Source organism: Alkalihalobacillus deserti (assembly GCF_020734105.1).
GTDB lineage: Bacteria > Bacillota > Bacilli > Bacillales > Bacillaceae_D > Halalkalibacter > Halalkalibacter deserti.
Window position 1 is genome coordinate 33419 of sequence record NZ_JAJAFR010000007.1, and the last position, 24908, is coordinate 58326.

Genomic DNA, 24908 nt, shown 5'->3' on the forward strand with positions numbered 1-24908 from the left:
ATCAATACTGTTAACTTAAACTTATGCAATTGAAACTCATTCTCAAGTAGAAGGAGTTAGATTAGTACTGGTTTCTAAATGTACACTGCCTGTTCATTCTCACTATTTTTTATTTAACAATGTTGTTCCCATAAGTTTGAAAATGGCAGAACAACTGAAGGAAATGCAGAGTGATCAAGCACTAGATTTAGGGAAAGAAAAGTTGTTTATGGAAGTAACAAATAAATATAAAGAACTTTTTGAACGAGGGAGGGGAATGAATCTAGATCATGTATTGTAATTGGTGTGGTTTTATAAAAGAAATGGCTGAAGATGAATCATTCAATGATAATGATCAATGTTCTTGTTGTGGTTTGTATGATATAGAAATAACGGCAAGTGACTGATGATGGAGTAGGAAATACATAAGACTATGAGTATCATGTTCAGAAGAAAAAGATAGCGTTAACATAAAAAAATTCAGCGATGCTGAAAAAGGAGTATATGATGGAACAAAGCAAATCGATACTAGCAAAAGTGATCCGTGAACGTCGCTCCATTAAAAGTGGTTATACAGATAAAGGTGTTTCGCAAGAGCTCATTCTAGAATTATTAAACGATGCTGTTTGGGCACCAAACCATGGATTGAGAGAGCCTTGGCGTTTTCTCTTTGTACCAACAGATAAGAAGGAATCATTTGTTGACAAATTAGTGAAAACGTTTCCTAAGGAAATGCAAGAAAATCGAAGAAATTATTTTAGTCAACCAAGTGCATTTCTTATCATTATGATGAAAGAAGATCCTCGCCAAAAACAATGGGAAGAGGATTTTGGTGCTGTTAGCTGCCTAATTCAAAACTTCCAATTACTTGCATGGGAGCAGAAATTAGGTGTTGTCTGGAAAACAAATCCTCATATCTATGATCCAAAGGTACGTGATCTTTTAGGAGTAGTACCAGGAGAAAAGATTGTTGGTTTTTTACATATGGGCTTTTTTGAGGGAGTTCCTGAATCAAGACCACGTACAGCAGTTCAAGAGAAATTTACTGTTTTTGGGTAGGGGTATAATGGTAATTGATACAAGTTTTACATCAAATAAATCGATAAAAGATATATTGACTGTATAAAATGTTCTGTGTATAATTCAGTCTTTCGATGATAAAGATTATCATTATCATAATAAGACTAAAGGAGAGAAAGAACAGATGTCGACTATTACATACTCATTAAAAAGAAAATATTCATTTTCTTTACTTGCTATCATGTTAACTTTTGTCATTTTCTTAGCTGGTTGTGGAAATCAAGCAACTGAGGGAGAAGATACAAGTGAGAATGATACGGAACAAACAGAACAACAAGAAGAAACAGAAACTGAAGAGGAACAAGTTGCAGAGACACATGTACGAGAAATAACTCATGCAATGGGAACAACAACGATCGAAGGAACTCCGAAGAAAATTGTTACTTTATATCAAGGTGCTACTGATGCTGCTGTAGCATTAGGTGTTACACCAGTAGGGGTTGTAGAGTCTTGGTTAGAGCAACCAATCTATAAATATCTAAGAGATGATTTAGAAGGTGTTCCAATTGTTGGTTTAGAAACTCAACCTAACTTGGAAGAAATTGCAAAATTAAAGCCTGATTTAATTATTGCTTCAAAGTTACGTCATGAAGAAGTTTATGAGCAATTATCGCAAATTGCGCCAACAGTCTCCCACGAAACAGTATTTGAATTTAAAGAGACAGTTGAATTAATGGGGCAAGCAATGAACCAAGAAGAGAAAGCGAACGAACTACTTTCTGACTGGGATGCTCGAGTAGCTGATTTCCAAACGAAGGTTCAAGAGAAGTTAGGAGACGAGTGGCCACTTAACGTATCGATTCTAAACTTTAGAGAAGACCATGCTCGTATTTACTTTACTGGTTTTGCAGGCTCGATTTTAGCTGAGTTAGGCTTTTCTCGTCCTGAAAATCAGCAAGGAGAAGAGTGGGGAATCAAGTTAACGGATAAAGAAAGCATTACGGAAATGAATGCAGATGTATTTTATATGTTCATGGGTGAAGAGGAAGTAGTACAAAAAAACTATGAAGAGTGGACGAGTCATCCACTTTGGAAAAATCTTGATGCTGTCAAAGCTGACAAAGTTTATACGGTAGATGAGGTTACATGGAATATGGCTGGTGGAATCATTTCAGCTAATTTAATGTTAGATGATATTTATGATCGATTTGAACTAGAAAAATAGGCTACAGTGAAGAAAGGATAGGAGGGGAAATAAACTCTCCCCCCTTTCTTGTTTTTATTTTCATTTAAGTAATGTAGCAGAGAGAGGAAGAAAATGAGCAATTTACTTTCCAGAGTACCAAAAATGGTGATTTTATTAATCATTATTTGTTTATTTATCATATCTTTTAGCTTAAGTATTGTACTTGGAAAAACACCGATTCCAATAACGATGGCAATCGATGCTTTTCTAAACTACGATGAATCAATTGCTGAACATGTAATTATTGCAACATCTCGTACTTCGAGAGCAGTGATTGCTACTGTGATAGGAGCAAGTCTAGCTATTTCTGGGGCATTAATGCAAGCATTAACAAGAAATCCTCTAGCAGCTCCGGATATTCTTGGAATAAATGCTGGTGCTTTATTTTTTATTGTTTTTTCTGTGACCTTCTTTTCGTTGATTCATTGGTCAGTTATATGTGGATAGCTTTTTTAGGAGCAGGGGTTGCTGGGGTACTAGTCTATTTTCTTGGTTCTATAGGAAAAGATGGACTATCTCCTATTAAAATTGTATTAGCGGGTGCAGCAATAACAGCCCTCTTTGTTTCCTTTACGCAAGGATTATTGGTCATTGATGAGCAAAAAATACAAACGATCTTATTTTGGCTAGCTGGTTCGGTTGCTGGGCGAAGTATGGATATGCTTTTACCTGTATTACCTTATATGATTGGTGCTGGACTTATAACCTTATTTCTAGGGAGAGCAATTAATATTCTTATGTCAGGTGAGGATGTCGCTAAAAGCTTGGGCCAGCGAACGATTTTAATTAAACTCATTGTGGGCGTTGCCATTATCTTCTTAGCTGGTGGGTCAGTAGCTGTTGCTGGATCGATTGGATTTATTGGCTTAATTGTCCCTCATATGGTTCGTGGATTGGTTGGGCCTGATTACAGATGGGTGATCCCCTTTAGCGGTTTAGTTGGAGCAATCCTATTACTGTTAGCAGATGTAGCAGCAAGATTTGTTATTATGCCTCAGGAAATGCCAATTGGTGTAATGACAGCTTTAATAGGAACGCCGTTTTTTATTTATATCGCACGTAAGGGGGTATCACGAGGTGTCTAGATTTTTTTCAGTAAGGAATAAATCAGGCTCAATTTCGTTTCAGTTAGATAAAAAGGCACTGATTACTTTAGTCATTCTAACTCTATTTTCCTTATCTATCTTTATACTTAGCTTATCAATAGGAAGTAGTTTTGTTACCCCAATCGCCGTTATTAAACAGTTAATTGGATATGGTAGTGGAGAAAACGATTTTATCCTTCATACGTTAAGAATTCCAAGGGCGCTGGTTGCTTTTATGGTTGGCTCTGCACTTGCTGTATCTGGCTTAATTTTACAAGGAATTATTCGCAACCCTCTTGCCTCTCCAGATATTATTGGGATAACTGGTGGAGCTTCGGTAGGAGCAATTATATTTATCGTGTACTTTATGGGTACAGTTAGTATTAATTGGCTCCCTTTAGCTGCCATTTTAGGAGCGGCAATTGTTTCAATCATTATGTATGTGTTGTCATGGGAAAAGGGTGTTACCCCTATACGACTGGTTTTAATAGGGATTGGAATAGCAGCAGCGATGAAGGCAATCGTCACTATGTTTATCGTTATTAGTGAAACGGCTGTTACGACTAAAGCCTATCTTTGGATGACAGGTTCTCTATATGGCGCCAATTGGCAGGATGTTTATTTAATGCTTCCATGGATTCTCATTTTTATTCCTTTGACTTTTTTGTTCGCGAGGATTGTTAATGTAAAAGAATTAGGTGACGATATTGCGACAGGTCTTGGTGTTAAAGTACAGCTCCATCGTTTTTTCTTGCTTTTTTTTAGTGTGGCATTAGCAGGGTCTGCTGTTGCGTTTGCAGGTGGAATAAGCTTTGTTGGATTGATTGCTCCTCATATTGCCAGGATGCTAATTGGAAGATCCTTTGGCGGACTTATATGGACTTCAGCGTTAATAGGTGGTGTCATTGTTACCATTGCTGATGGTGTGGCAAGGACAGCCTTTTTACCAATGGATATTCCAGCAGGCGTATTTACAGCTGGAATAGGTGCACCATTTTTTATTTATTTATTATATAGAAATCGAAATATGTAAAAAAAGAAGGATAAACCTAGTGTGTCGCGATGCACATCATATTCTGACTATTTACGATAAAAGGGATATTCACAAGGGAAACGAGAAGACGATATAAATGGCGATATGGTAAAAAATGTTTTTTTAATAGAATGAATAGAAAGGCGAATCAGGGCGTTGTTTGGTTGGAAGGTGTGATTGTTAAAGATCCACGTAAATACGAAGCAACGCTCTTTCTTATTGTATAACGGTCAATATCGTCCAAACTTTTTTTGTTCTCATTCTTATTAGAGTTGTAAGGCGAATTAGATAGGCGCAGAAACTACCCCCTACTTCATGCATGATTTGTCCCACTGCTGAATAGCTATAAACAAAGGTGGAAGAGGCAAGTTACCGATTATGTAGGCTAGGGGGGTTTTTCATGGTTGAAGCGATTTTGACATTTTTTACGAGTGAACAGCAAGCCCAATCGATTGTATCCAATCCATTGATCGAACTTATTTTCATGGTGTTGTTTGTCACATTTGCCGTAGCCGTTTTCATTCATTTTATTTTGTATAGTAAATTAAGAAGAATACGTAATTTTATAAGTGAAACGAACTCATTGGAGATTGCACCGGTCAATACGTTTCAAACGGAATTTGAACATAAGAATCAACAGGAATCGGTGAAAGTCGAGACATTTATTCAAAAGAAGTTTTCGAGCTGGTGTATGTTTAATGTGCCGGTCGTAAGTCTTATTAAAATGATTCAGATGACCGTATCGATTTTCATCTTAGTTGGTGTATTAGGAACGTTCATCGGACTTGCTATGTCCCTTGGAAGTATTCATGCAACAGGGGATCAGCTAGTAGAGAATGTGGCGCTGGTCCTTGCTGGCATTGATGTCGCATTCTATACGAGTATTGTCGGTATGGGATTATCGTTGATCATGACAGTCGTTACTCGAGTAGCGAATACGGAATATCTATTAACGGATATTATGTTAAAAACGGAATCTTATTTAGAAGAAACCGAACAAGACGCAATGAATCGTCTCATTAATGTATCAGAAACGATTAATTCCTCGATTGTTGAACTTCGGGAAAGCAATCAAGAATCGTTACAAAGCATTGTCCAATCCTTTGAAGGTTTTCAAGAATACACCGTTGGCTTGCAGCAATCTGCGAAGGATTTAGCAAAGTTTAATGAGGGGTTATCGGAGAATCTAAAGGATTTCACGGTCATTTTTGATAGTGTCAAAGAAGTAACAGATGGCTTTGATAAAGGGGTCAAAAAGCTAAATAAGAATTTTGATCAGTTATTCTCTTATTTTTACAAGATGGATCAAAGAAATGAAAAGATGACGAGTGCTTTTACGGAAACGTATAAAAAAATAGATGAACTCTCAACCTCTCAGATCGAAACGATGAATCAGTTCCAACATTCCGTTGTCGATTTAAAGGACTATTTCTCCTCCATTGCCGGGAGACAGGAATCAATCCATGCTGCATTTGAGAGAATGAACGTACAGAGTGATCAGCTCGTAAAAACGATGAAGGACAACAATCAACAATTCGAACGGATATTTGGAGATGATGTTAGCTCAAAACTATCAGGAATTAATACGCATTTAAGTGATCTTAGAAATGACTTTTATAAACTTGGTAACTTCATCGAGCGTCTGCCTGATGAGTTAGAAACGATTAATCGAGCACAGGGAGACTACAAAAATCTTCTGTCAAACCGTTTTGACGAACTAAAGCAATTTAACCATGAGTTTCACAATCATTTAAAAGCTCATTCAACTAATTCTCAGGCCTATGAGAAATACTTGAACGATGCTTCCCGTTTCTATGAGCAACTAGGTACGAATAATCAGCAGTTACTAAATGAAATCAATCGTACGATGACGCAAATGACAGATTCGTTTATTCATAGAGAAAACCAGATGGAGTCAAGCGTAGGTGTGCTAAAGGATACGCTCGGAAAATATGTCGCTAATTTAGAAGGAAGCTTTGGCGATAAATTGGAGAAGGTGAGTAGGAACATTGGTGATTATGTAGTCGATATCAATGACGCCATGAAGAAAGAATTTAAGCAAATAGGAGAAATAAGCGAAGAAAGCCAATTAAGAAGTGCCCGTTTTATGCAGCAAACCATTCAAGAGTTGAGCCAAGAAATTCAATATTTGAATCGTCAGCTGCAGACCTTTTCACAAGATCCGATTAGGCAAAGCAGTCGAATAAGGGTTGGAACCAATGATTAATAAATATAAACGGTTATTTCATCGCGAAGAGGAAGAAAGTCACTTTTGGCCGTCATTCACCGATTTATTAACGGCGATCCTCCTTTGTTTTATCCTCATTTTTATTATCATGATGGTCATTAAATCATTTCAAATTGAAGAAATGAAACGAACCATCGATCAAATTATGGGGGTTAGAGTCAATATCATCCAGGATTTAAATGAAGAATTTAGCGGTTCGGATCTGAGTATTGAGATCGATGAGAAAACGGGTGCGTTGATCTTTAATACGGATATTTTATTTGAATTTGATGCGGCTGTTTTAAAGCCAGAGGCGTTTGAGTTCTTAGATGAGTTTGTCCCCGCCTATTTAGATGTGTTACTCGAAAATGGGTATGATGAGTATATTTCAGAAATCATCATCGAAGGTCATGCTGATAAAAATGGCAGCTATTTGTACAATCTAGAACTGTCGCAACAAAGAGCTTTTAGTGTAGCGGAGTATATCCTGAGTGAGGATTTCCCTTATAAAAACATTCAAGAACATTTAAAAACGAAATTAACGGTCAATGGAAGATCCTATACGGAAGGGCGGACTGATGAAGCAGGGAATTATAGCAATCAGGCTTCAAGGAGAGTGGAATTTAAGTTTCGTTTGAAGGATGAAGAGATTTTGGAGAAGACGCGGGAGTTGTTGGGTGGTACGATTAAAAAGTGACGAACCTTGGGCTAGAGAGGATGATCGTTTCCGCAAAGCCGAGTTTAGTCGGAATAGAAAATAGATTAACGATATATAAATGCCTAAAAAAATGTCTAAACGTTGCGGTTATGTTTATATAGATAAGGATGATGAGGGGAAAGGTACATTGGAAAGACGTCGTAAGGATTCATTCTATTGGTATAAAAAAGTGATAGAGAGTAATGGGGAATTATTGTAACTTAGGTACTCTATTGAATTGTCGTTAGCCCTTAGCCAAGCTGAGGTATAATCCTTGGTATCTTGTTGTATTTCATTTTAAGATCATGACGTTACTTGCAGGAGATATCATTATGACTGGTTCTCCTGGCCGGTTGTTATTAGGGACGGCGATGTTGTTGAATCATATATTAGTGGATTTGCTCCTTTAAAATCAAGTTAAGTGTCAAAAAAGTAACAGATGGCTTTGATAAAAAACCTGAATCAGTTAAATTCAGCTAAAAAATGTTGATGAACGAGAATGTACTATAGCTTGACAAACTATTTAGAAGTTTGTAATAGAGGACTAATCCTTCGGGGTTGGTCTTTTTCGTGTTTAAAAGTCCTATAAGGTTTCTAATCCGCATCGAGGGCACGGACCTTCTGTTGAACCTTCAAAGAGTCTTCAGTATGATTTCAAACAGCGCTAATAGGTAATTACATATTTTGTGGAAAAAAGACAGATGATACTTAAGAAAAAAGTGAAGCCATTGCAACTCCGCATTAGGAGAGAGGATACTACAGGTTCAAAAGAGCGGTCTTCCTTGAACAAGCTCGAATAAAGTGAATGGTAACAAAGGATTCTAAAAAGCAAGACTAACAAGGGGTGAGAAAGTGCATAAGCCCGAAGATATTAAAGAACTATATCAAGACGTAAGCGAACAAACTGTTGAAAAATTTACAATATGGGCTGATAGTGTGTTGTTTTCTTGGCAATGGTGGATAGGAGTAAGCCTCAGTATTGTCCCTTGGATTTTATGGATTAAATATAGAAGAAAAGAGAGTACGTTGAGATTATTATCGGTTGGTTTTTTTGTTATGTTCATTTCGACTTTATTAGATTCTATTGGTGTCCAATTGGGGTTATGGTACTATTTACATGCACCTTTACCTTTGATTCCTGCATTTTTTCCGTGGGATACTACCCTAATGCCAGTAACAGTTTTGGCATTTCTTCAATTTAAGCCAAAAATTAACCATTATCTAAAAGCGTTATTATTTGCAGGATTAGCTGCCTATATTGCAGAACCATTTTTTACCTGGATTAATTTTTACCAGCCAACAGGGTGGAGGCATATCTACTCCTTTACTTTTTATTTTATTATCTATTTGATTTCTCATAAAATGTTTAATGGTAAATCGTATCGTAATTTTGACTGAATTTTAATGTACCAGGATTAAGTTCCTGACCCACTGGCCTTGCATGATAAATTGAAATTGATTATCTTGATTTTTTTACTTAATGAATTCTGAGATGCAACGAATATGGTGTTATCGTTAAAAAGAGTAATAATACAACTAAACCAAAATGAGATAACTACCGTGGTGGAAGATCTAAAGGTTACGGTTTCTGATTTATTTTCCTCGAAGTTTTTTTAGGATTTCCGACAGATTCAGTTCGTATTTGTTTTAATGTGAAAAAATGTGCTTAGCAAAGAAGAGGTTTTGTTTCCAAATAGAAAAGAATATGAAGATCTGATAATAAGTTCTATTAAAGGCGGAGTTTAATGAATAATAGAAGTGGGATTTTAACCATGTATCTATTCAAAAGCACTCTAAGAAGTATTGGGAACCGCCGTTTACGGAATTGTACATGTGATGGTATGGGAGGGTCTGAGTTTCCCGCCCCTATTTCTATTTAACACGTGTAAAACGGTATAGCCCTTTTTCGCTTTTCAGTGTGCGGTAGAACGTTTTTCTAAAATAGTTGGTTAAGTGTCCGTTACACTTTCGTTTATTACTTCGTATTCATCTTTAAGATTAAATCCAAAGCCTTTATACAAATATTTCAGTACATCCATGAGACTTAACCACGTAGTATCTGAGGTAACGATTTTTTTATTTCTATAGCAAACCACTCGATAATATTCGTACTCGTACTCTTGATATGTATATATAAAATAAATATGTTGATATTTTAATCCTAGTTCCTTCACTTTTACATCTGAAATAGGATTCTCAACCATTGCGATGAAGTAGTCATCATTGTTTCTTCTTAAAACTTGAAGGTTTTCTAATCGCTCTTTAACGGCTATATTATATTCAATTCCTTGCCAAACCACTTTCCAATTATCTTTTTCGAACACCGTTTTCACTCCCATAATGGTTATACGTATTTCTATTCCCTGAACTTTCACTTGTTAAACCTTAATATCGGATAGAGGGTTAATAGTCGCACTTGTATATCGAATTGCTTCTAGAGCATGTCCTAAAGCCACTATATGGAGAAGCCTTAAACCCGCCACCTAAGACATGAAGATAATTTTCCCATTTCAAATCATTGATTGGTTTCGAAGCTAGTTTAATTTCCAAATGCGTGGTCTAACTATACCGTCTTTAGACGGTATACGCTTTTAGCCTTATCCTTCGATGTCCATACTTAAGGTGTGAGGTGAAAGTATGGACGGATATAAGAAGAATAGTCATGCAGTCTTTGACATCAAGTTTCATGTAATCTGGGTAACAAAATATAGATATAAGGTGGTACGGGGTCCGATTTGCCGTAAGAACACGAGAATTAATCAAGCAAGGGTGTGAAGCAAGAGGAATTTCAATCTTGCAATGAAGTGTTGGAAAAGATCACATCCACTTACTGTTATCATGTCCACCGAGCCTTGCTCCAAGTATAATCTTTGCAGTACCTAAAAGGAAGAACATTAAGGCTTCTCCAGGATCAATTTGCTGAATTGAAAAAGAAATATTAGGGCCAGCGCTTATGGGCAAGGGGCTATTTTTGTGCCACAGTAGGAACAGTAGAAGAAGAAACAATTAGAAATTATATTGCGAACCAATTCAATGAAGAAAAGAAAGACATATTCACGATTGAAGAATGAGTTTAGTCAAATTTTTAGTGTGCTTAAGTATATAGGATTTAAGATGACTTCAGTCTTAAGAAACGACTTTAGTCTAGACATATTATGTCCAAATCCACCTGCTTTAGCAGGTGGTCGTTTAAGAATTAATAAAAGGTAGAATCAAGGGTTAGTGAGCCATGTATTCACATAGACTCTTTTTTCGATACTCATGAGGAGGTCTTAATAGCTGCTAAGTAAAGATCGCCTTTTTGTGGAAATGTGGTATGAGTATCCTAATAATGTAAACAATAAATATATTGTTTCTACCTAAATGGAGGGATAATATGCTAGATAATTTAACATCTAATAAATCTGGCTATTAATAGTAGTTCAAGATCGGAATTGGATCCTTTTTAAATAGCATGATAGAAATCAACTTTAAATTACTTCTACCCAGGAGGTTAAACACTTGAGAGTACCTACTACCCCATGGACATTATTATTTAAGATTTACCGTGAAGTACTTCCAGACGCTCATTATTATTTAAACGAATGGAGGGAAAAGGCAAAAGCTATTCCAAATAAGGAACTACGTGAGCAAGCACTCGCTAGTATAAATGATAAGGCATTCCATTGTGAGGGCGGTGCTGTTTACGGATTGTTGGCAGGCGGAAACCGAAATAAGATCATTCGTTTTATTGTTGCTTACCAAACGATTAGTGACTATCTAGATAATCTGTGTGATAGGAGCACATCCTTAGAGGAAAGAGACTTTCGGGAGTTGCATAAAGCGATGTACCACGCCTTGTCTCCTGGAGAGAATACAATAAATTTTTATCGCTACCGGAAGGATCAGGATGATGGAGGATATTTAGCCTCTCTTGTGTCTACTTGTCAGGATGTTCTTAATGATCTCCCTGGTTTTAATAACGTCCAGAATGCGATGAGGAAATTGGCAGGGTACTATTGTGATTTACAGGTATATAAACATGTGAGCAAAGAACAACGTGTGGAATTACTAGAAAGTTGGCATGAAGGGCATAAGCATGAATTGCCTGATATGACATGGTATGAATTTTCTGCCTGCGCAGGATCCACACTAGGAATTTTTTGTATTGCAGCATATGCTTCAAATGGGATGATGGAACCAGAACGTGTAAACTTATTAAAAAGCGGATATTTCCCTTGGATTCAAGGTCTTCATATCATGCTTGATTATTTTATTGATCAAGAAGAAGATCGGATAGAGGGTGACCTGAACTTTATTACTTACTATGATAATAAAGAAAAAATGGTTGAAAGAATAAAGTATGTAAAAGAAAAAGCAGAAGAGAGTATTCGAACTCTGCCCGATTCGAAGTTTCATCAACTTATAAACAAAGGTCTTTTAGCTTTATATTTAGCCGATGAAAAAGTTCAAGGGCATAAAGAGTTAAAAAGAACCGCGAAACGGTTCATTCGATTTGGAGGCTTACCTACCATGTTCTTTTATTTGAATAGTTGGGTGTTCCGCAGAACCTAAGAAAAAACATTTATTTTCATCCGATTATAACATTCAAAAGAAATGATAAACGAAATTGCCTTAGTTTAGGGAGATGAGGGGTATGTATGAGGGTGACTCAATGAGGTTTCACCAGATGGAACCAAATAAAAGCTCTTTTCGCCTATCTCTCCTCTCGAGTTATACTAAGACAAGCAATAGATTAATTCCCTTTTTACGTATAATTTGGATATTAGACTTGGAAAATGAGGTGTTTATCTTAAGCAATATCGATAAAGGAGCATTCCTGTAAGGAAGAAATTTGAGGTTTGAATAGAAAGGCTCCCCTTGGTATGGTGAGACCACTGAAAAAAGGTGAAAACCGTACCTTTTTCAGCGGCCTCGGTATGATCGAGGTGTAGGAAGCTGCAACGCAATGACGCTTAATTAATGGACCACTATCCCTTTTTAGAGACAGACTATATTTACGTGCCGTCTCCAACTATCTCTATGTTTAAACCACTTTTTCTTTTAAAGGGGTTATTTTTGGTTTTCAAAACCCACTATATACTAAAGCGATTTGCGGTGTTTCTTGACAGCCTTTTTGGGCCTTATGTATTCAAAGAGAACTCCATGTCCTTTTTCTCTTGAAGGTCAGGCCAAGGTTATATCCAAAAGGTAACCCACTGTTTTTTGCATTGTAGGTAGCTACGAGTACTCGGAACATCCGAACATTTCATCCTCCAAGCTACCGAAGAGTGACGGTAACTACGATAAATTATGAACACCTAAACATCATGTTTGATGGGATTATATTTTTAGTAGGACTTACATTCCTTTGTTTTAATTTGGACAAAATCTCTAAGTCTTACAACTAAGACTCTTGAATCAAGGATAGGGTCTTATCTCGCCAATGATACCAGCTTCTTTAGTATTACACTTAGTGAGCACATGTGTGTAGCCATTAGGGTTAGGATTTGAAGTTGTTTTCTTTTTATTAATTTTAAATATGAGTTGATTCTATATCTTAAGGTTAACAGGGTATTTTTTAGCTCGAAATAGACAAAAGTAATTAGAGGCCACTGAAAAAAACTGGTTTTTGAGGACACTGAAAAAGTCCCTTTTAGCAAATTCGAGGAAGCAGCAATGGTTCCACACGTTGCGCCCCTACTATGAGAAACCCACTCATAGCAAGCTTTAAAACAAAGCAACGGTTCCGCTCATTGCTTAAAGCTTACTGAACAAAAATGAAGAAGTACATTAGGAGAGATAACCTTTGAAAAATCTTAAGAAACCTGTCATAGGAATGACTAGTTCAATTGTTAACCACAACAATATTCCGAGTGTGAATTTGCATCAAAGGTTTGTTCTATCAGTTAAAAAAGCTGGAGGAATCCCGCTCATCATTCCAAGCGGTACAGATGAGATGGCTGAAGAATGGGCTTCCATCTGTGATGGCATTATATTGACTAGCGGAGAGGACGTTGATCCACATTCATTTAATAAAAACCCAGATCCCAAATTAAAACAGACGCATGAAAAGCGCGACAAATTAGAAATAGCACTCGTAAAACAAGCTAAACAAAAGAAAAAGCCGATCTTAGGAATTTGTAGAGGGAATACAATGTTAAACGTCGCTTTAGGAGGAACCCTTGTACAGGATATTCCATCACACAACCCTAACGCGGTCAATCATAATCAAAAAGCAGCAAGACCAGAACCCACCCATTCCATTCAAATTAATGAAAATAGCTGGTTATATAAATTACTACATAAATCTACGATTCGAGTAAACAGCATGCACCATCAGGCTATTGATAAGCTTGGATCTAATCTTAAAGAAATAGCGGTAGCTCCAGATGGTACAGTTGAAGCTGTTGAGGGAATTCCTGAATCTCCAGTTATGTGGGGAGTCCAATGGCATCCTGAAGAAATGGCTAGTGAAGATCCGACCATGCAACTTCTTTTTGAAGCATTTATCAATGAGTGCAGATGATAATTCATTAGGTATGTTCTAATCAAAGAGATATGAGATTCTCATTTACCGATGCGTATTAATAAATAAAGTAGGTTTAACTAGGATGTGATTATGATTGTACTAAATAAACAAACACCTCAATATGTTTGGTATGCAAGTTATGGTTCAAATTTAAGTAAGGATCGATTCTTATGTTACATAAGAGGTGGAAAACCGGAAGGATCTGAAAAAACTGAAGTTGGCTGTAAAGATAAAACGTTACCAAAAAAGGAAAAGACTTATATAATGAACTACCCGCTATATTTCGCAAAAAAATCTACTCGATGGCAAAGTCAAGGAGTTGCTTTTATAGGATTGCAAGAAGATAAGAAGCATCTTATTTACAGCAGAAAGTATTTAATAACGATCGAGCAATTTATGGATGTAGTTAAACAAGAAAACAACGGTGAGGAGTTGCATATTGATTTTGATTACGTGAAAAAGAATCGGTATAAAACACTTAAAAATTCATGGTATGGCACCATTTTATATGTAGGTGAGGATGAGGGAATTCCGATCTATACTTTTACAGCTGATTGGGATTTAGATGTACCTTTTAATAAACCCTCTAAGGAGTATTTATCGATGATCATTGAAGGCTTGAAAAGGTATGTGGGGCTACACAATCCTGAAATTATAAATTATATTGTTTCGAAACCAGGTGTAAAGGGTAGTTATAGTGATAGTGATATAGGAAAATTGATTAACTAGTCTAGCGATCCTGACCCCTAGTGTGCTAAAGCGTAAGTGCAGTGGGGGTCAGGAACTTAAAATAAAACCAACAATGCTGCTGTAGAGACCCTAGCATTGCAATTTTCACTGTCATCAGAAAGAGAATAGCAATCACTAGCATAGTCATAGTAATAACAGAATTCCAAAGAACGCGATCTCTAAATTTTTCCAGTTATTTGGTCACCAACGGTATATCGCACAGGAATGTAAATTCAACATCCTTTTCTCTCATATATACACAGTACTTTGCTTGGCATTAGTAATGATGATTGTAATAATCAGGGAACTGACCCGAACCTTGTCCATAAGGGTACCCATGATGCAAATGGTAGTCATTATTACTCTTCACATGAAGTTTATCTTGGGAGTGAGCTTCATGATGTTCTTGATATGGAGGGTACTTGTTATGCCATTGGTACTCATGTCCGTGATTATAAACTAGTTGAGATTCAAAGTGTTCATACCCGTTTCCTTGATATCCAGGGTAGAAACCAGGATGGTGCCAGAAGTACCCATACCCTTGATGGAGACCGTGTCTAAAACCTAAGGGAGAGAATGACCTGATTCCTTGAAGTGAAGATGGAAACATATTATCACCTTTTCTTAAGAGATAGGATATTCTATTGAACAAGTAGCGGATAAGAGCTTATCCTTATGAAAATTAGGCACCTGAATGGAACAGTTGAATTGAATACGACTTTTTACCGTTGAAATTAAATCTATTTTTTTATACATAAAACATAGCATATCTACAAATAATGAACTTGACGTTATTTATGAATATTTTAGCAAGTTTAAGCAAACAGCAATACTTGAGTAAATGTAGAATAAAGAAGGTTATTACCTTTTTTTGTCGAATATATAGGCGAGAGGAGAGTTGATAGTGAAACCAAAATCGAATGCAAAATTGAACTTGAAAGACCCTACAATTGTTATTCTTGCTTATTTTTTAGGTGAAGTGGTATCTGATCAAAAGATTATCTTCGAGGGAACCGCTAAACAATTGAGAGAGCAACAGTTTGGTGAAGAATGGGACGGATTTAATTTAGGTGATGGCTTTAAGATTGAAGACGTTGAGGTTAAAGTATTTGAAGTCAAAGATGAATTTGATTCTAATTTAGAAATAAGTAAAATTCGCTATCTTATAGGACCAAGAGACTTAGATCCTAATAAAATAAATTTCAAAAATAAAGCCTAATTTGAAAAGGTTCCTGACCCCCAATGGTTTAAAGCACTGGGGGTCAGGAACCTTTTTTAGATGAATCTTTGACTGCTTAAGTGAATATCTATAGGCAGGTAGAAAAATACATGGTGTGAAAATCGATACAGTGGCGAAAATTGCAACGCATTCGGTACGTCTAAGATGCACTAATGATGACTTTTTCACTTTAATGTAAAAGATTCTAGGATTCGCTTGATATATCGATGAGATGCAGTTTCTCCTTTTACCGGAGTAAGTACTAAAATTAAGTTAATATTGGAGGGGTAATGATGCAACTTTTTTACACAGTCCGTCCCGGTGAAACATTGTATCAGATTGCGAGGCGTTGGGAGCTTCCGGTTGAATCCCTTATCGCCGCAAACAATGTGGATCCACCTTATACGATTTATGTAGGTCAACAGCTTTCTGTTCCTCCAGGTGTTGATGTCATTCGTGTAAGACCAGGAGATACGGTATTTGAAATTGCTCAATTTTTCGGTGTTCCACAAGCTATTCTTTTCGAAGCAAACCGACTTAACCCCCCTTATACCATACAAGTCGGTCAACTGTTGAAAGTTCCACCTGGTAACCCCTACTATGTAGTTCAACCGGGAGACACCCTGTTTCAAATTGCTGGGCGATTTAACGTAACAACGGGAGGAAGCAGCAACCACGGGCTGATTAGACAAATTAACCAGCTTCCATCTAATGATATTTTTCCAGGGATGCAGTTAATCATTCCTTATGCTCCTCCCGGCGACCAAGGATTTATTGCTTATACATCCAACCGCGGGGGAAGCTATGATATCTGGCTATATAATCTTAGTAATGGAGTGAATATACAGCTTACAACTGGCTTAGGAGAATCTTTTTCAATCCCTTTTTGGTCACCAGACAGTAGTAGAATCGCCTTTGTAGGACGTTATGGGATTCTTTACGTCTTCCACTTAGCAGAAGGAGGCATTGCTCGTATTGACCAGTTTGAAGATGGGGCAAGCATCTATTTAAATTGGTCACCTGCTAGTCAACAACTAGCTTATACGAAACAGAATCATATAATCTTGTATCATGTTTTTTTACATCAAGCCCAGAGAATCCCCCAGTCTGGTGCAACTGATGTCCAATGGTTTCCAAACGGGACGGAACTGCTTTTTCAAGCGCCTGATCAATCAGGGATCAGTCAACTTTTCCGTATTCGAACTGATGGAACCAGTAAACGACAAATTACTCAAAATACCGGTGGTCGGTTTAACAATGTTCGTCTTTCCCCTGATGGATCGCATGTGCTATATACAACTCCTGGAGTTAGCATCTCGATTATTTACACCTTGGAAATGGCAACTGGTAAAGTAAGGGAAGTGAGGGGAGGGCCGCTTGCGAAAAATTATTTTCCGGTATGGTCTCCTGATTCATCGACTATCGCTTACAGTGCGACTGCTTTCGAAGATATCGGTTATTTTTCCCTTATTAGAACGACGGAGAGACAAGGGGAGGACGACCGAACAATAGCTATTTCGAATTGCTTGGCGACTCCCGTTACCTGGTCGCCAGATGGTAGGAAGCTGGCCTATTTATCAGGCTGTAATAAGCAAGGAACTACCAGCGAAATGTGGTCCATTGAGGTCTCGCACCCTGTTCCTGTTCGATTAATAGAAGGGGTAGTCATTACATCTTTACAATGGTCCCCAATGCCAACTTATCCGCTGAAAAAGACCTATATCAGTGCTAGCTATAAAATTCAATTTCAATATCCCGCACATTGGCAAAAAATAACGGATGAAAGATATGAAGGTACAGATGGCTTCTTTCAAATTTCAGCAATTTTGTCAGACGAACCAATTAACCGTGTATGTCAAAATGAAGCATTCCAACAATTATTACCATACGGTTCTAATCCTCGTATTATGAGAAGACAAATTCAACAACAAGAGGCATGTGTTATTTTTCCGTCAGAGGACCAATCTCCAGAAATGAGAGGTCAAGCAGCTCTGATCGTCCAGTACCCACAACCAATTCAAATTGAGGGAATAACTTACAATTATTTTATCTTGTGGGCGGACCAGGCTCACCTAAACGAAATAAGCTCAACACTTACATTTTTGTGGTAGTTATTTTTTACGAACGATGCAAAGTAGTTACGTAGCTGTTCATAATACCAAAAGAGATGGTGTCGAGAATTATGTTAAAGCCTTAAGAATTTAGCGCTTGTAATGCAAATAAAAATCATATTACTAGTTAGCAACCAGGCGCTACTAAGAAGTACTTAAAGCCAGAATGGTGATTTGCCCACATGTTTAATCCACCACTCCCAGGCAATTTCATCAAGATTCAGGCGGTGCAAACCTGGAAAAAACTGAGCCACCTCTCTATAAGGGACTCAGTTTTTATGATTAATAAGGTTTATTGAAAAATACCGTAAATGTAAGAAACATCAATGTTAAAATTCCTGGGTTTTTAAGTTGCGTATTTGACATGTATTCCTCCTGAAATGTTCATTTCTTTTTGATAAATTAATCATAACAAGTAACTAAAGAGATGTAAGTAATTCAGTCAGGTAATGTGACACGAAAGATATATTTGAAATATAGGTTTAATAAAGGAGTGTTTTTTCCCCTTTTTAGATATAAGCTTATATAGTATTTACATTTATATAATTAGATAAAAGTGGAGGTCATTGAGATGAATAAGATCAAACATGTTTCCATTGTAGGTGTACCGATGGATCTAGGGCAATTACGACGCGGGGTTGATATGGGTCCCAGTGCATTAAGGTATGCAGGTTTAATTGAAGAAATTGAGAGATTAGGCTATAACGTGAAAGATGGTGGTGACTTAGTTATCGAGAGAGAGGCTACTAGTCCTTCAGAAAGCGGAAAGCTAGTAAACTTAAATGAGGTAGTAAGTGTGAATAGTGAGTTGCATAAAAAAGTGGATGGTATTCATGAAGATGGAGTGTTCCCACTTATATTAGGTGGAGATCATAGCGTCAGTATCGGTTCGATTGCTGGGATTGCTAAGCATTACAACAATTTAGGGGTAATATGGTACGATGCACATCCAGATTTAAATACAATTGAAACCTCACCATCCGGAAACATTCATGGGATGCCTTTAGCAGTAAACCTGGGCATCGGCCACCCTTCTTTAGTCAATATTGGTGGGTATGCACCAAAAATCAAACCTGAAAATCTAGTGATAATAGGTGCTAGATCGATTGATGAAGGTGAGCGCGAGTTCATTCTTGAAAAAGGCATAAAAGTGTACACCATGCATGAAATTGACCGTTTAGGGATGACAACAGTAATTGAAGAAACGATTGCTTATCTAGCTGAAAAAACAGATGGAGTTCACTTAAGCTTAGATTTAGACGGAGTAGATCCCATTTACGCACCAGGAGTCGGAACACCAGTTATGGGAGGAATAACTTACCGGGAAACGCACCTCGCCTTAGAAATGTTGGCGGAAGCTGAAATCGTCACATCTGCCGATTGTGTAGAAATTAATCCGATATTAGACAATAAAAATCAAACAGCAGAAATAGCTACAGCATTAATTAGTTCTTTATTAGGGAAGAAACTCCTTTAAATTCAAGATTTTTAGAGAGCGGACAGTTTAAATGTTCGCTCTTTTTTGTGAAAATGAAAACCCTAGGCTAGGCCTAGGGTTCCAAAAAGCTTCTAGCGTGGTATTAAAAAAACTCCCCCGAGAACGTACCATACTTTGTAGCTCTTGGCCAGAAAAACATATCAACAATTGACGGAAATGCTTGACCTATAAATCCATATCCTATTAAAAGGATATACACCACGAGCATCTGTCGATAAGTGTGGTTCCGGAAGCACTTTACTGGATTTTTTCCAGTTGTTCCGTTTATGCTATTTAAATAGCTTACAAATAATAGAAAAAGGGAGATCTGAAGAAGTGACAACTAGTACTGGACAACAAAGTGCGGAATATAATTTGAGCGAGTCAGAAAAAAAGAAGATCATCTTCTTGATGTGTTCTGTCTTATTATTTTCTGCTATGAATGGAACCATGTTCATGATTGCCGTACCTGATATTGCAAATTCCTTTTCCCTTTCGCCTTCACAAGTAAGCTGGGTTGTAATAGGGTATATCATTCTTTATGCAGTCGGGGCATTGATGTATGGGAAACTAGCCGATATATATCCATTGAAAACTTTATTAACGATTGGGATTAGCTTCTTTGTGGCAGGTTCACTTTTAGGTTTTTTTGCACCAACTTATTTGATCGTTATTCTTGCACGGATGATTCAGGCAGCGGGGGCAGCTTCTATCGTTGCATTGGCTTTTATTGTGCCAACTAGGTATTTTCCAGAAGAAAGAGGTAAAGTACTTGGGATTGTCTCAAGTACAATGGCCTTTGCCTCTGGGATTGGACCGGTGATCGGCGGGTTTGTTGCGGGTGCACTGAATTGGCAGTTTTTATTTTTAATATCTGCATTAATTATTTTTACGATTCCATTTTTTCGTATTTGGATGCCTGAAGAAAAAAAGAAAGAAGGAAAAGTGGATATCCTTGGTGCGTTATTTATCGCCATTGCGGTAGCTACTCTTATTCTTTTTATTACGGCTTTTGTTTGGTGGTACATCGTTATTAGTATCTGTTTCTTTAGTTTGTTTACTTGGAGAATCTTCCATAGCGACAATCCGTTTATTCATCCTGACTTGTTTAAAAACGCGCCTTACCGAATAACCATTATTGCCGGTTTTTTTGGAATCATGACGATGTTTGGCATGATGTTTATCATGCCTCTCATGCTAAGTAAGGTCAATGGATTAAATACACTATTTATCGGATTAACTCTCTTTCCAGGTGCGATGGCAGCTGCGTATATAGGAAAGTGGGCAGGGGTGTTAACGGTTAATAGGGGAAGTAAGCAAGTTGTCTACATTGCATTTGTCCTCATGACCGTTGGGTTCTTCCTGTTATCGACTTTTACGGGAAGTAGTCCTTGGATGATCAGCATTGTCATCATTATAATTTATATTGCTTTTCCCTTTATTCAGACGGGGACGGCAAGTTTAATCTCAATAGCTCTGCCTAGAAATGAAATAGGGGTTGGGATGGGGATCTATAATTTATTTAATCTAATGTCTGGTGCCTTTGGAAGTGCCATAATCGGGAAAATGTTAGATTACGAAAGCACCAAGGCCTTTAACGTATTTTCTGTTGCCCAAGGTTCTGGGATCATCTATAGCAATGTATTTATCGGTCTTGCCTTGCTGACGATTCTAAATGGAGGATTCTTTTACTTTACTTTTAAAAAGTTAGGGGTCTAACCCTTATACGAGATCCTGACCCCCAACGCTTTAAAGCATTGGGGGTCAGGATCTTTTTATAAAAAATGAAATATATCACTTAGATCAGTAAGGAAAAAATAACTGTTGTGGTTTGAGGTGCTAATAAATTGTTGGTCATTGTATCGAACCTAGATAGTAACCACCGAGGAAAATAGACACTATAAGTATAAAATGGATAATAAACCAACCTATCTTCCCATAATGAAGATGTCTGATTTTTAGTGGTTTACGTAAATGATTTGGTATGATCAATCCACCGATCCATTCAAATGTGAGAAGGTAAATCCACCACCAAGTGTAGGAGTCCCAGAAATCCCACTTGAAACCATACGCGATAATCCGCGTCTCTGTTAACATGAGCGTTTCAAAAAAAATACCTATATGAATCATGGCCCAATAAAAAGGTATTTTCCAAGGCCATGATCTCGGACTATATCTCACTCCTACTAAGATGAGTAAAGAAAACGAGGTTGCGATTGTCATGAATGGCATAGAAGAAAGTTTAGGGAAAAGACGATAAGGATATGAGTAAAAACCTAATTTGACAAATATAAAACAAAGTATAAAACCGACAATCGTACTAAATAAAAATAATGATCCATACCGTTTCCAATCTAATCTCATAAATAGAAATAGTCCAATTATACTAACGCTTATAACCCCTATAAAGATAAAGGTTTCTACATTTGGTCCAATGTTTATGTATTCATTCATCGTAACTACACACCTTTTATGTGAAACATCATTTTAAAAAACTTGAGTTCTCTCATTTTTTGTGACTATTCTAACGTTCTTTTTCAAAATAGTTGTCTTTTGAAAAAATAATATGCAATATGGAAATACTAGAGCTTGTTCAAAAAGGGCGGTCTTCCCTTTTTGAACAAGCTCTAAGCAATGAGCGAAGCCACTGCAATGTTTTAAGTCGATCCGAGTGGTTTTCTCGGATAGACGCGCAGTGAGTGAAGCCATTGCAACGCCGCATTAGGAGAGAGGATATTAAAGGTTCAAAAAGGGCGGTCTTCCCTTTTTGAACAAGCTCTACTAGTGTTTGTCTTGTCCTCTAGGGACTGCTTAGTTTTCTAGTAAGGATCTTTTAGTCAGAGTATAATCTTAGAATGACCCTTTTTTAACATAATATGTAAATTAATTGTGTTGCTTTGCGCCAGGCATGCGCACATTCTCTAGGGTTCAAGTCCGAACTGTGAAGACAGTAGTAGGAGTTAGCTTAAGACAAGGGTGTCAGGGGCGTCTAGAATCTGAAGGAAGTCGGCGGCAAATCTCTGCCTTGAGGAACACAATCTTCATAAAAGGCTAGGTGTACTTAGATTTGGTTCCTGAGGTCATCTATAGCAATGTATTTATCAGTCTTGCTTTGCTGACGATTCTAAATGGAGGATTCTTTTACTTTGCTTTTAAACAGCTAGCAATCTGACCCTTATACGAGTTCCAGACCGCCAGTGCTTGCAAGTACTGGCGGTCTGGAACCTTTTTTCGATTTTAGATCAATTCCGTTGTGTACCCTTTTTTCTGCAACGCTTTAAAGATTTCTTCAATATGGTGACGATCTCGTGTTTCAACAGAAATGGATAATTGTGCATAGCTCGGGTAAATTTTATCCCCCATATGGCTAAAGGAAATATCCAATATATTTCCTTGTTGTTCCGTCACAACCTGTAAAATCTTTTCAAGGTTTCCTGGCTTATCTTTGAGAATGGTATTGAAACGCATAAAACGTCCGGCCTCTACCATACCTCTTTCAATAATTCTAGAAATAAAACTGACATCTACGTTTCCTCCACTTATAACGGGTACAACTTTTTTGTTTTTTATAGGAAGCTTTTGGTTTAACAGGGCAGCAAGTGAAACTGCGCCTGATCCTTCCACGAGTAGTTTGTTTCTCTCAAGTAGCATGAGCATAGTTTGGGCAATTTCCATTTCATCAACGGAGAGCATGTCATCCACGTATCGTTGAACTAATGGAAAAGTGTGTTGTCCTGGCCTTTTGACCGCAATACCATCTGCCATCGTTGGGCTAGCATCGACTGTAATTGGTTTCATTTCCAAAAGCGACTGCGCCATACTCGGACAAGCCACTGCTTCTACTCCATATACTTGGACGGATGGATTTTTTTCTTTCACTGCTGCTGCGAGTCCAGCGATTAAACCACCACCTCCTACCGGGCAGATAATGGCATCGACGTCTGAAATCTGATCCATAATTTCGAGTCCAACAGTTCCTTGCCCAGCGATGATGGCCTCATCATCAAAGGCATGAACAAAAGCAGCACCAGTTTGATTCTTTAGCTCTAGAGCATAGGCAAGGGCTTCATCGAATACGGTTCCTTGTAATTCAACGTTTGCCCCATATTCTTTTGTTGCTTGTACTTTGCTTAACGGGGCCCCTGTTGGCATGATAATTGTACAAGGGATGCCTAGCATCGTACTGGCATAAGCAACACCCTGTGCATGGTTTCCTGCAGAAGCAGCAACGACCCCATTTTTTAATTCTTCTTTTCTCAATGAAATCATTTTATTGTAGGAGCCGCGTACTTTAAAGGAACCTGTCTTTTGCAAATTCTCAAGCTTTAAATAAATATCGTTATCTGAGTATTCACTAAAGGTAAGTGAGTAGTCTAACGGAGTTTTATGTATGATGCCCATCATCTTTTCGTGAGCTGTTACAATATCGTTTAATAAAACCATTTGTGCCCCTCCTTGTTGTGCTTTAAACCAGTTGAACTAGTATTACGTTAGTTTTTACAGGAAGAACAAGGTTATTCGGAACAAAATTCAAACATTACTGCTAAGCTCTTGATTCAATAGGGCATTAACTACTTAAGTAGAGATTTAAATAAAGAAAAGGATTAAAAAAATGTATATTATGAATGGTTGGGTCTCCTAAAGTGTTAACTGTAAAGATGATTGATTGGAAAGAGCAAAAGCCATTTTATGATACATTTAAGTCCTTCTGAAGATGTAGTTGTCAGAAGGACTTTTTTATTTTATAGAGAGGTTTTATGTTCAAATACTACAAATGTTCTTTCTTAATATACGAATCTTACGTTTTGATGAATCGCTTAAAGCAACAACCTCCAATAAACTTACTAACTTCATGAATGAGTTGGCCACCTTATTGATTAAGAACAAAGGCATTCTCCCGCATTTTTTTAAGAGCATTTTTTCTCAAAGTATAGATCGAGTTCCTAGAGATACAAAATATATCCTGAATTTCTGACGGTTTCTTTTGCAGAAAAATAGCTTCATATACCCAAGCTTTTTCCTTAGCTGTTAAGTTCCAAAGATAAGCCTCTAGTAACTCTGCTTCAAGAGGGATTTGATCACTAACACTAGGCACGAATTCCATCACATCTTCAGCTACAAAAGCATGTCTCTCACTATATTTGTTTTCTTTACTTAGATGAGACAGCATTCGCCCGCGGATAAAGGAAATCGCGTAAGTTGGAAAATGTCCTTTATCCGGATTGAACTGTTGATACGCATTCCAAAGAGCGATACAGCCAATTTGATAAAACTCGTCATAATCTTTGTATAAGCGTAAAGAGACTAATTGCTTCTTAATTGCTGGTTCGTACATTCGTAATACTTCATCAAATGGCTTAGCTTTAATATTCACTTTTTCTTCCTTTTAGAAAACGCGTTTTCTTTTGTATTCCGTCGGTAGGTCTACCATAACGGAGCATGAGGTGATCCGTCATATCGTGAAAAACGAATTTTGGTAGGGGGAAAGAGGGTGATTTTTGAAGTTTGGATAAGAGCATTTTGGCAAAATGGAGAGGGAGGAGGGGAGGGTTTTGGGTAAAAGGGTAAGAATAT

Annotated in this window: 19 protein-coding genes and 3 pseudogenes; 17 read left to right on the plus strand and 5 right to left on the minus strand. The window is 37.4% G+C overall.

Annotated features, from left to right (window positions below):
• Nucleotides 1-142 precede the first annotated feature (142 nt).
• From LDX58_RS14570 to LDX58_RS14615, 9 genes and pseudogenes are all read left to right on the plus strand, one after another.
• Nucleotides 143-280 carry a hypothetical protein gene (locus LDX58_RS14570; RefSeq protein ID WP_227937564.1) on the plus strand — a complete coding sequence of 46 codons (138 nt, stop codon included), beginning with the start codon at nucleotides 143-145 and terminating at the stop codon, nucleotides 278-280.
• A 206-nt stretch (nucleotides 281-486) separates the two neighbouring features.
• Nucleotides 487-1038, plus strand: coding sequence for a nitroreductase family protein (locus LDX58_RS14575; RefSeq protein ID WP_227937565.1), 552 nt, complete (start codon nucleotides 487-489; stop codon nucleotides 1036-1038).
• Nucleotides 1039-1183: 145 nt separating this feature from the next.
• The gene (locus LDX58_RS14580) at nucleotides 1184-2224 is read left to right on the plus strand and encodes an ABC transporter substrate-binding protein (protein ID WP_227937566.1); all 1041 of its coding nucleotides are present in this window, start codon (nucleotides 1184-1186) and stop codon (nucleotides 2222-2224) included.
• Nucleotides 2225-2434: 210 nt separating this feature from the next.
• Nucleotides 2435-3330: pseudogene (locus LDX58_RS14585) on the plus strand (FecCD family ABC transporter permease).
• Nucleotides 3323-4363: a FecCD family ABC transporter permease gene (locus tag LDX58_RS14590; RefSeq protein WP_227937567.1), complete on the plus strand. Its 1041-nt coding sequence runs from the start codon at nucleotides 3323-3325 to the stop codon at nucleotides 4361-4363. The pseudogene LDX58_RS14585 and the gene LDX58_RS14590 overlap by 8 nt, the downstream one beginning before the upstream one ends.
• 400 nt (nucleotides 4364-4763) lie before the next feature.
• Nucleotides 4764-6590, plus strand: coding sequence for a MotA/TolQ/ExbB proton channel family protein (locus LDX58_RS14595; RefSeq protein WP_227937568.1), 1827 nt, complete (start codon nucleotides 4764-4766; stop codon nucleotides 6588-6590).
• Complete coding sequence (locus LDX58_RS14600) at nucleotides 6583-7287, plus strand: OmpA family protein (RefSeq protein WP_227937569.1); 705 nt, start codon at nucleotides 6583-6585, stop codon at nucleotides 7285-7287. The genes LDX58_RS14595 and LDX58_RS14600 overlap by 8 nt, the downstream gene beginning before the upstream one ends.
• A gap of 88 nt (nucleotides 7288-7375) precedes the next feature.
• Nucleotides 7376-7507 (plus strand): annotated as a pseudogene (locus LDX58_RS14605) (family 1 glycosylhydrolase); the annotation flags it as partial.
• Between the two features lie 632 nt (nucleotides 7508-8139).
• Nucleotides 8140-8685, plus strand: coding sequence for a CBO0543 family protein (locus LDX58_RS14615; protein ID WP_227937570.1), 546 nt, complete (start codon nucleotides 8140-8142; stop codon nucleotides 8683-8685).
• Between the two features lie 551 nt (nucleotides 8686-9236).
• Here the strand turns inward: LDX58_RS14615 and LDX58_RS14620 are convergent.
• Nucleotides 9237-9662 carry a hypothetical protein gene (locus tag LDX58_RS14620; RefSeq protein WP_227937571.1) on the minus strand — a complete coding sequence of 142 codons (426 nt, stop codon included), beginning with the start codon at nucleotides 9660-9662 and terminating at the stop codon, nucleotides 9237-9239.
• A gap of 262 nt (nucleotides 9663-9924) precedes the next feature.
• Here LDX58_RS14620 and tnpA point away from each other — a divergent pair.
• From tnpA to LDX58_RS14640, 4 genes and pseudogenes are all read left to right on the plus strand, one after another.
• Nucleotides 9925-10358 (plus strand): annotated as a pseudogene (tnpA, locus tag LDX58_RS14625) (IS200/IS605 family transposase).
• Nucleotides 10359-10788: 430 nt separating this feature from the next.
• The gene (locus LDX58_RS14630) at nucleotides 10789-11841 is read left to right on the plus strand and encodes a tetraprenyl-beta-curcumene synthase family protein (RefSeq protein ID WP_227937572.1); all 1053 of its coding nucleotides are present in this window, start codon (nucleotides 10789-10791) and stop codon (nucleotides 11839-11841) included.
• 1234 nt (nucleotides 11842-13075) lie between these two features.
• Complete coding sequence (locus tag LDX58_RS14635) at nucleotides 13076-13795, plus strand: gamma-glutamyl-gamma-aminobutyrate hydrolase family protein (RefSeq protein ID WP_227937573.1); 720 nt, start codon at nucleotides 13076-13078, stop codon at nucleotides 13793-13795.
• Between the two features lie 93 nt (nucleotides 13796-13888).
• Entirely contained in the window at nucleotides 13889-14527 is a 639-nt protein-coding gene (locus LDX58_RS14640) for a hypothetical protein (RefSeq protein ID WP_227937574.1), read from the plus strand.
• 277 nt (nucleotides 14528-14804) lie between these two features.
• On the opposite strand, the gene LDX58_RS14645 is transcribed toward LDX58_RS14640, so the two are convergent.
• A complete protein-coding gene (locus LDX58_RS14645; protein ID WP_227937575.1) occupies nucleotides 14805-15137 on the minus strand; it encodes a hypothetical protein in 333 nt (110 codons plus the stop codon).
• 294 nt (nucleotides 15138-15431) lie between these two features.
• On the opposite strand from LDX58_RS14645, the gene LDX58_RS14650 reads away from it, so the two are divergent.
• The 4 genes from LDX58_RS14650 (at nucleotide 15432) to LDX58_RS14665 (ending at nucleotide 21053) form a co-directional block, all read left to right on the plus strand.
• Complete coding sequence (locus LDX58_RS14650) at nucleotides 15432-15746, plus strand: hypothetical protein (RefSeq protein WP_227937576.1); 315 nt, start codon at nucleotides 15432-15434, stop codon at nucleotides 15744-15746.
• Nucleotides 15747-16039: 293 nt separating this feature from the next.
• Entirely contained in the window at nucleotides 16040-17857 is a 1818-nt protein-coding gene (locus LDX58_RS14655) for a LysM peptidoglycan-binding domain-containing protein (RefSeq protein WP_227937577.1), read from the plus strand.
• A 571-nt stretch (nucleotides 17858-18428) separates the two neighbouring features.
• Nucleotides 18429-19334 (plus strand): arginase, encoded by a 906-nt coding sequence (gene rocF / locus LDX58_RS14660; protein ID WP_227937578.1) that lies wholly within the window; start codon nucleotides 18429-18431, stop codon nucleotides 19332-19334.
• A gap of 336 nt (nucleotides 19335-19670) precedes the next feature.
• Nucleotides 19671-21053, plus strand: a complete 1383-nt coding sequence (locus LDX58_RS14665) for an MFS transporter (protein ID WP_227937579.1) — start codon at nucleotides 19671-19673, stop codon at nucleotides 21051-21053.
• 135 nt (nucleotides 21054-21188) lie between these two features.
• On the opposite strand, the gene LDX58_RS14670 is transcribed toward LDX58_RS14665, so the two are convergent.
• From LDX58_RS14670 to LDX58_RS14680, 3 genes are all read right to left on the minus strand, one after another.
• Entirely contained in the window at nucleotides 21189-21788 is a 600-nt protein-coding gene (locus tag LDX58_RS14670; RefSeq protein WP_227937580.1) for a CBO0543 family protein, read from the minus strand.
• 783 nt (nucleotides 21789-22571) lie between these two features.
• The gene (ilvA, locus tag LDX58_RS14675) at nucleotides 22572-23777 is read right to left on the minus strand and encodes a threonine ammonia-lyase (protein WP_227937581.1); all 1206 of its coding nucleotides are present in this window, start codon (nucleotides 23775-23777) and stop codon (nucleotides 22572-22574) included.
• A gap of 427 nt (nucleotides 23778-24204) precedes the next feature.
• A complete protein-coding gene (locus LDX58_RS14680) occupies nucleotides 24205-24708 on the minus strand; it encodes a sigma-70 family RNA polymerase sigma factor (protein ID WP_227937582.1) in 504 nt (167 codons plus the stop codon).
• Nucleotides 24709-24908 lie beyond the last annotated feature (200 nt).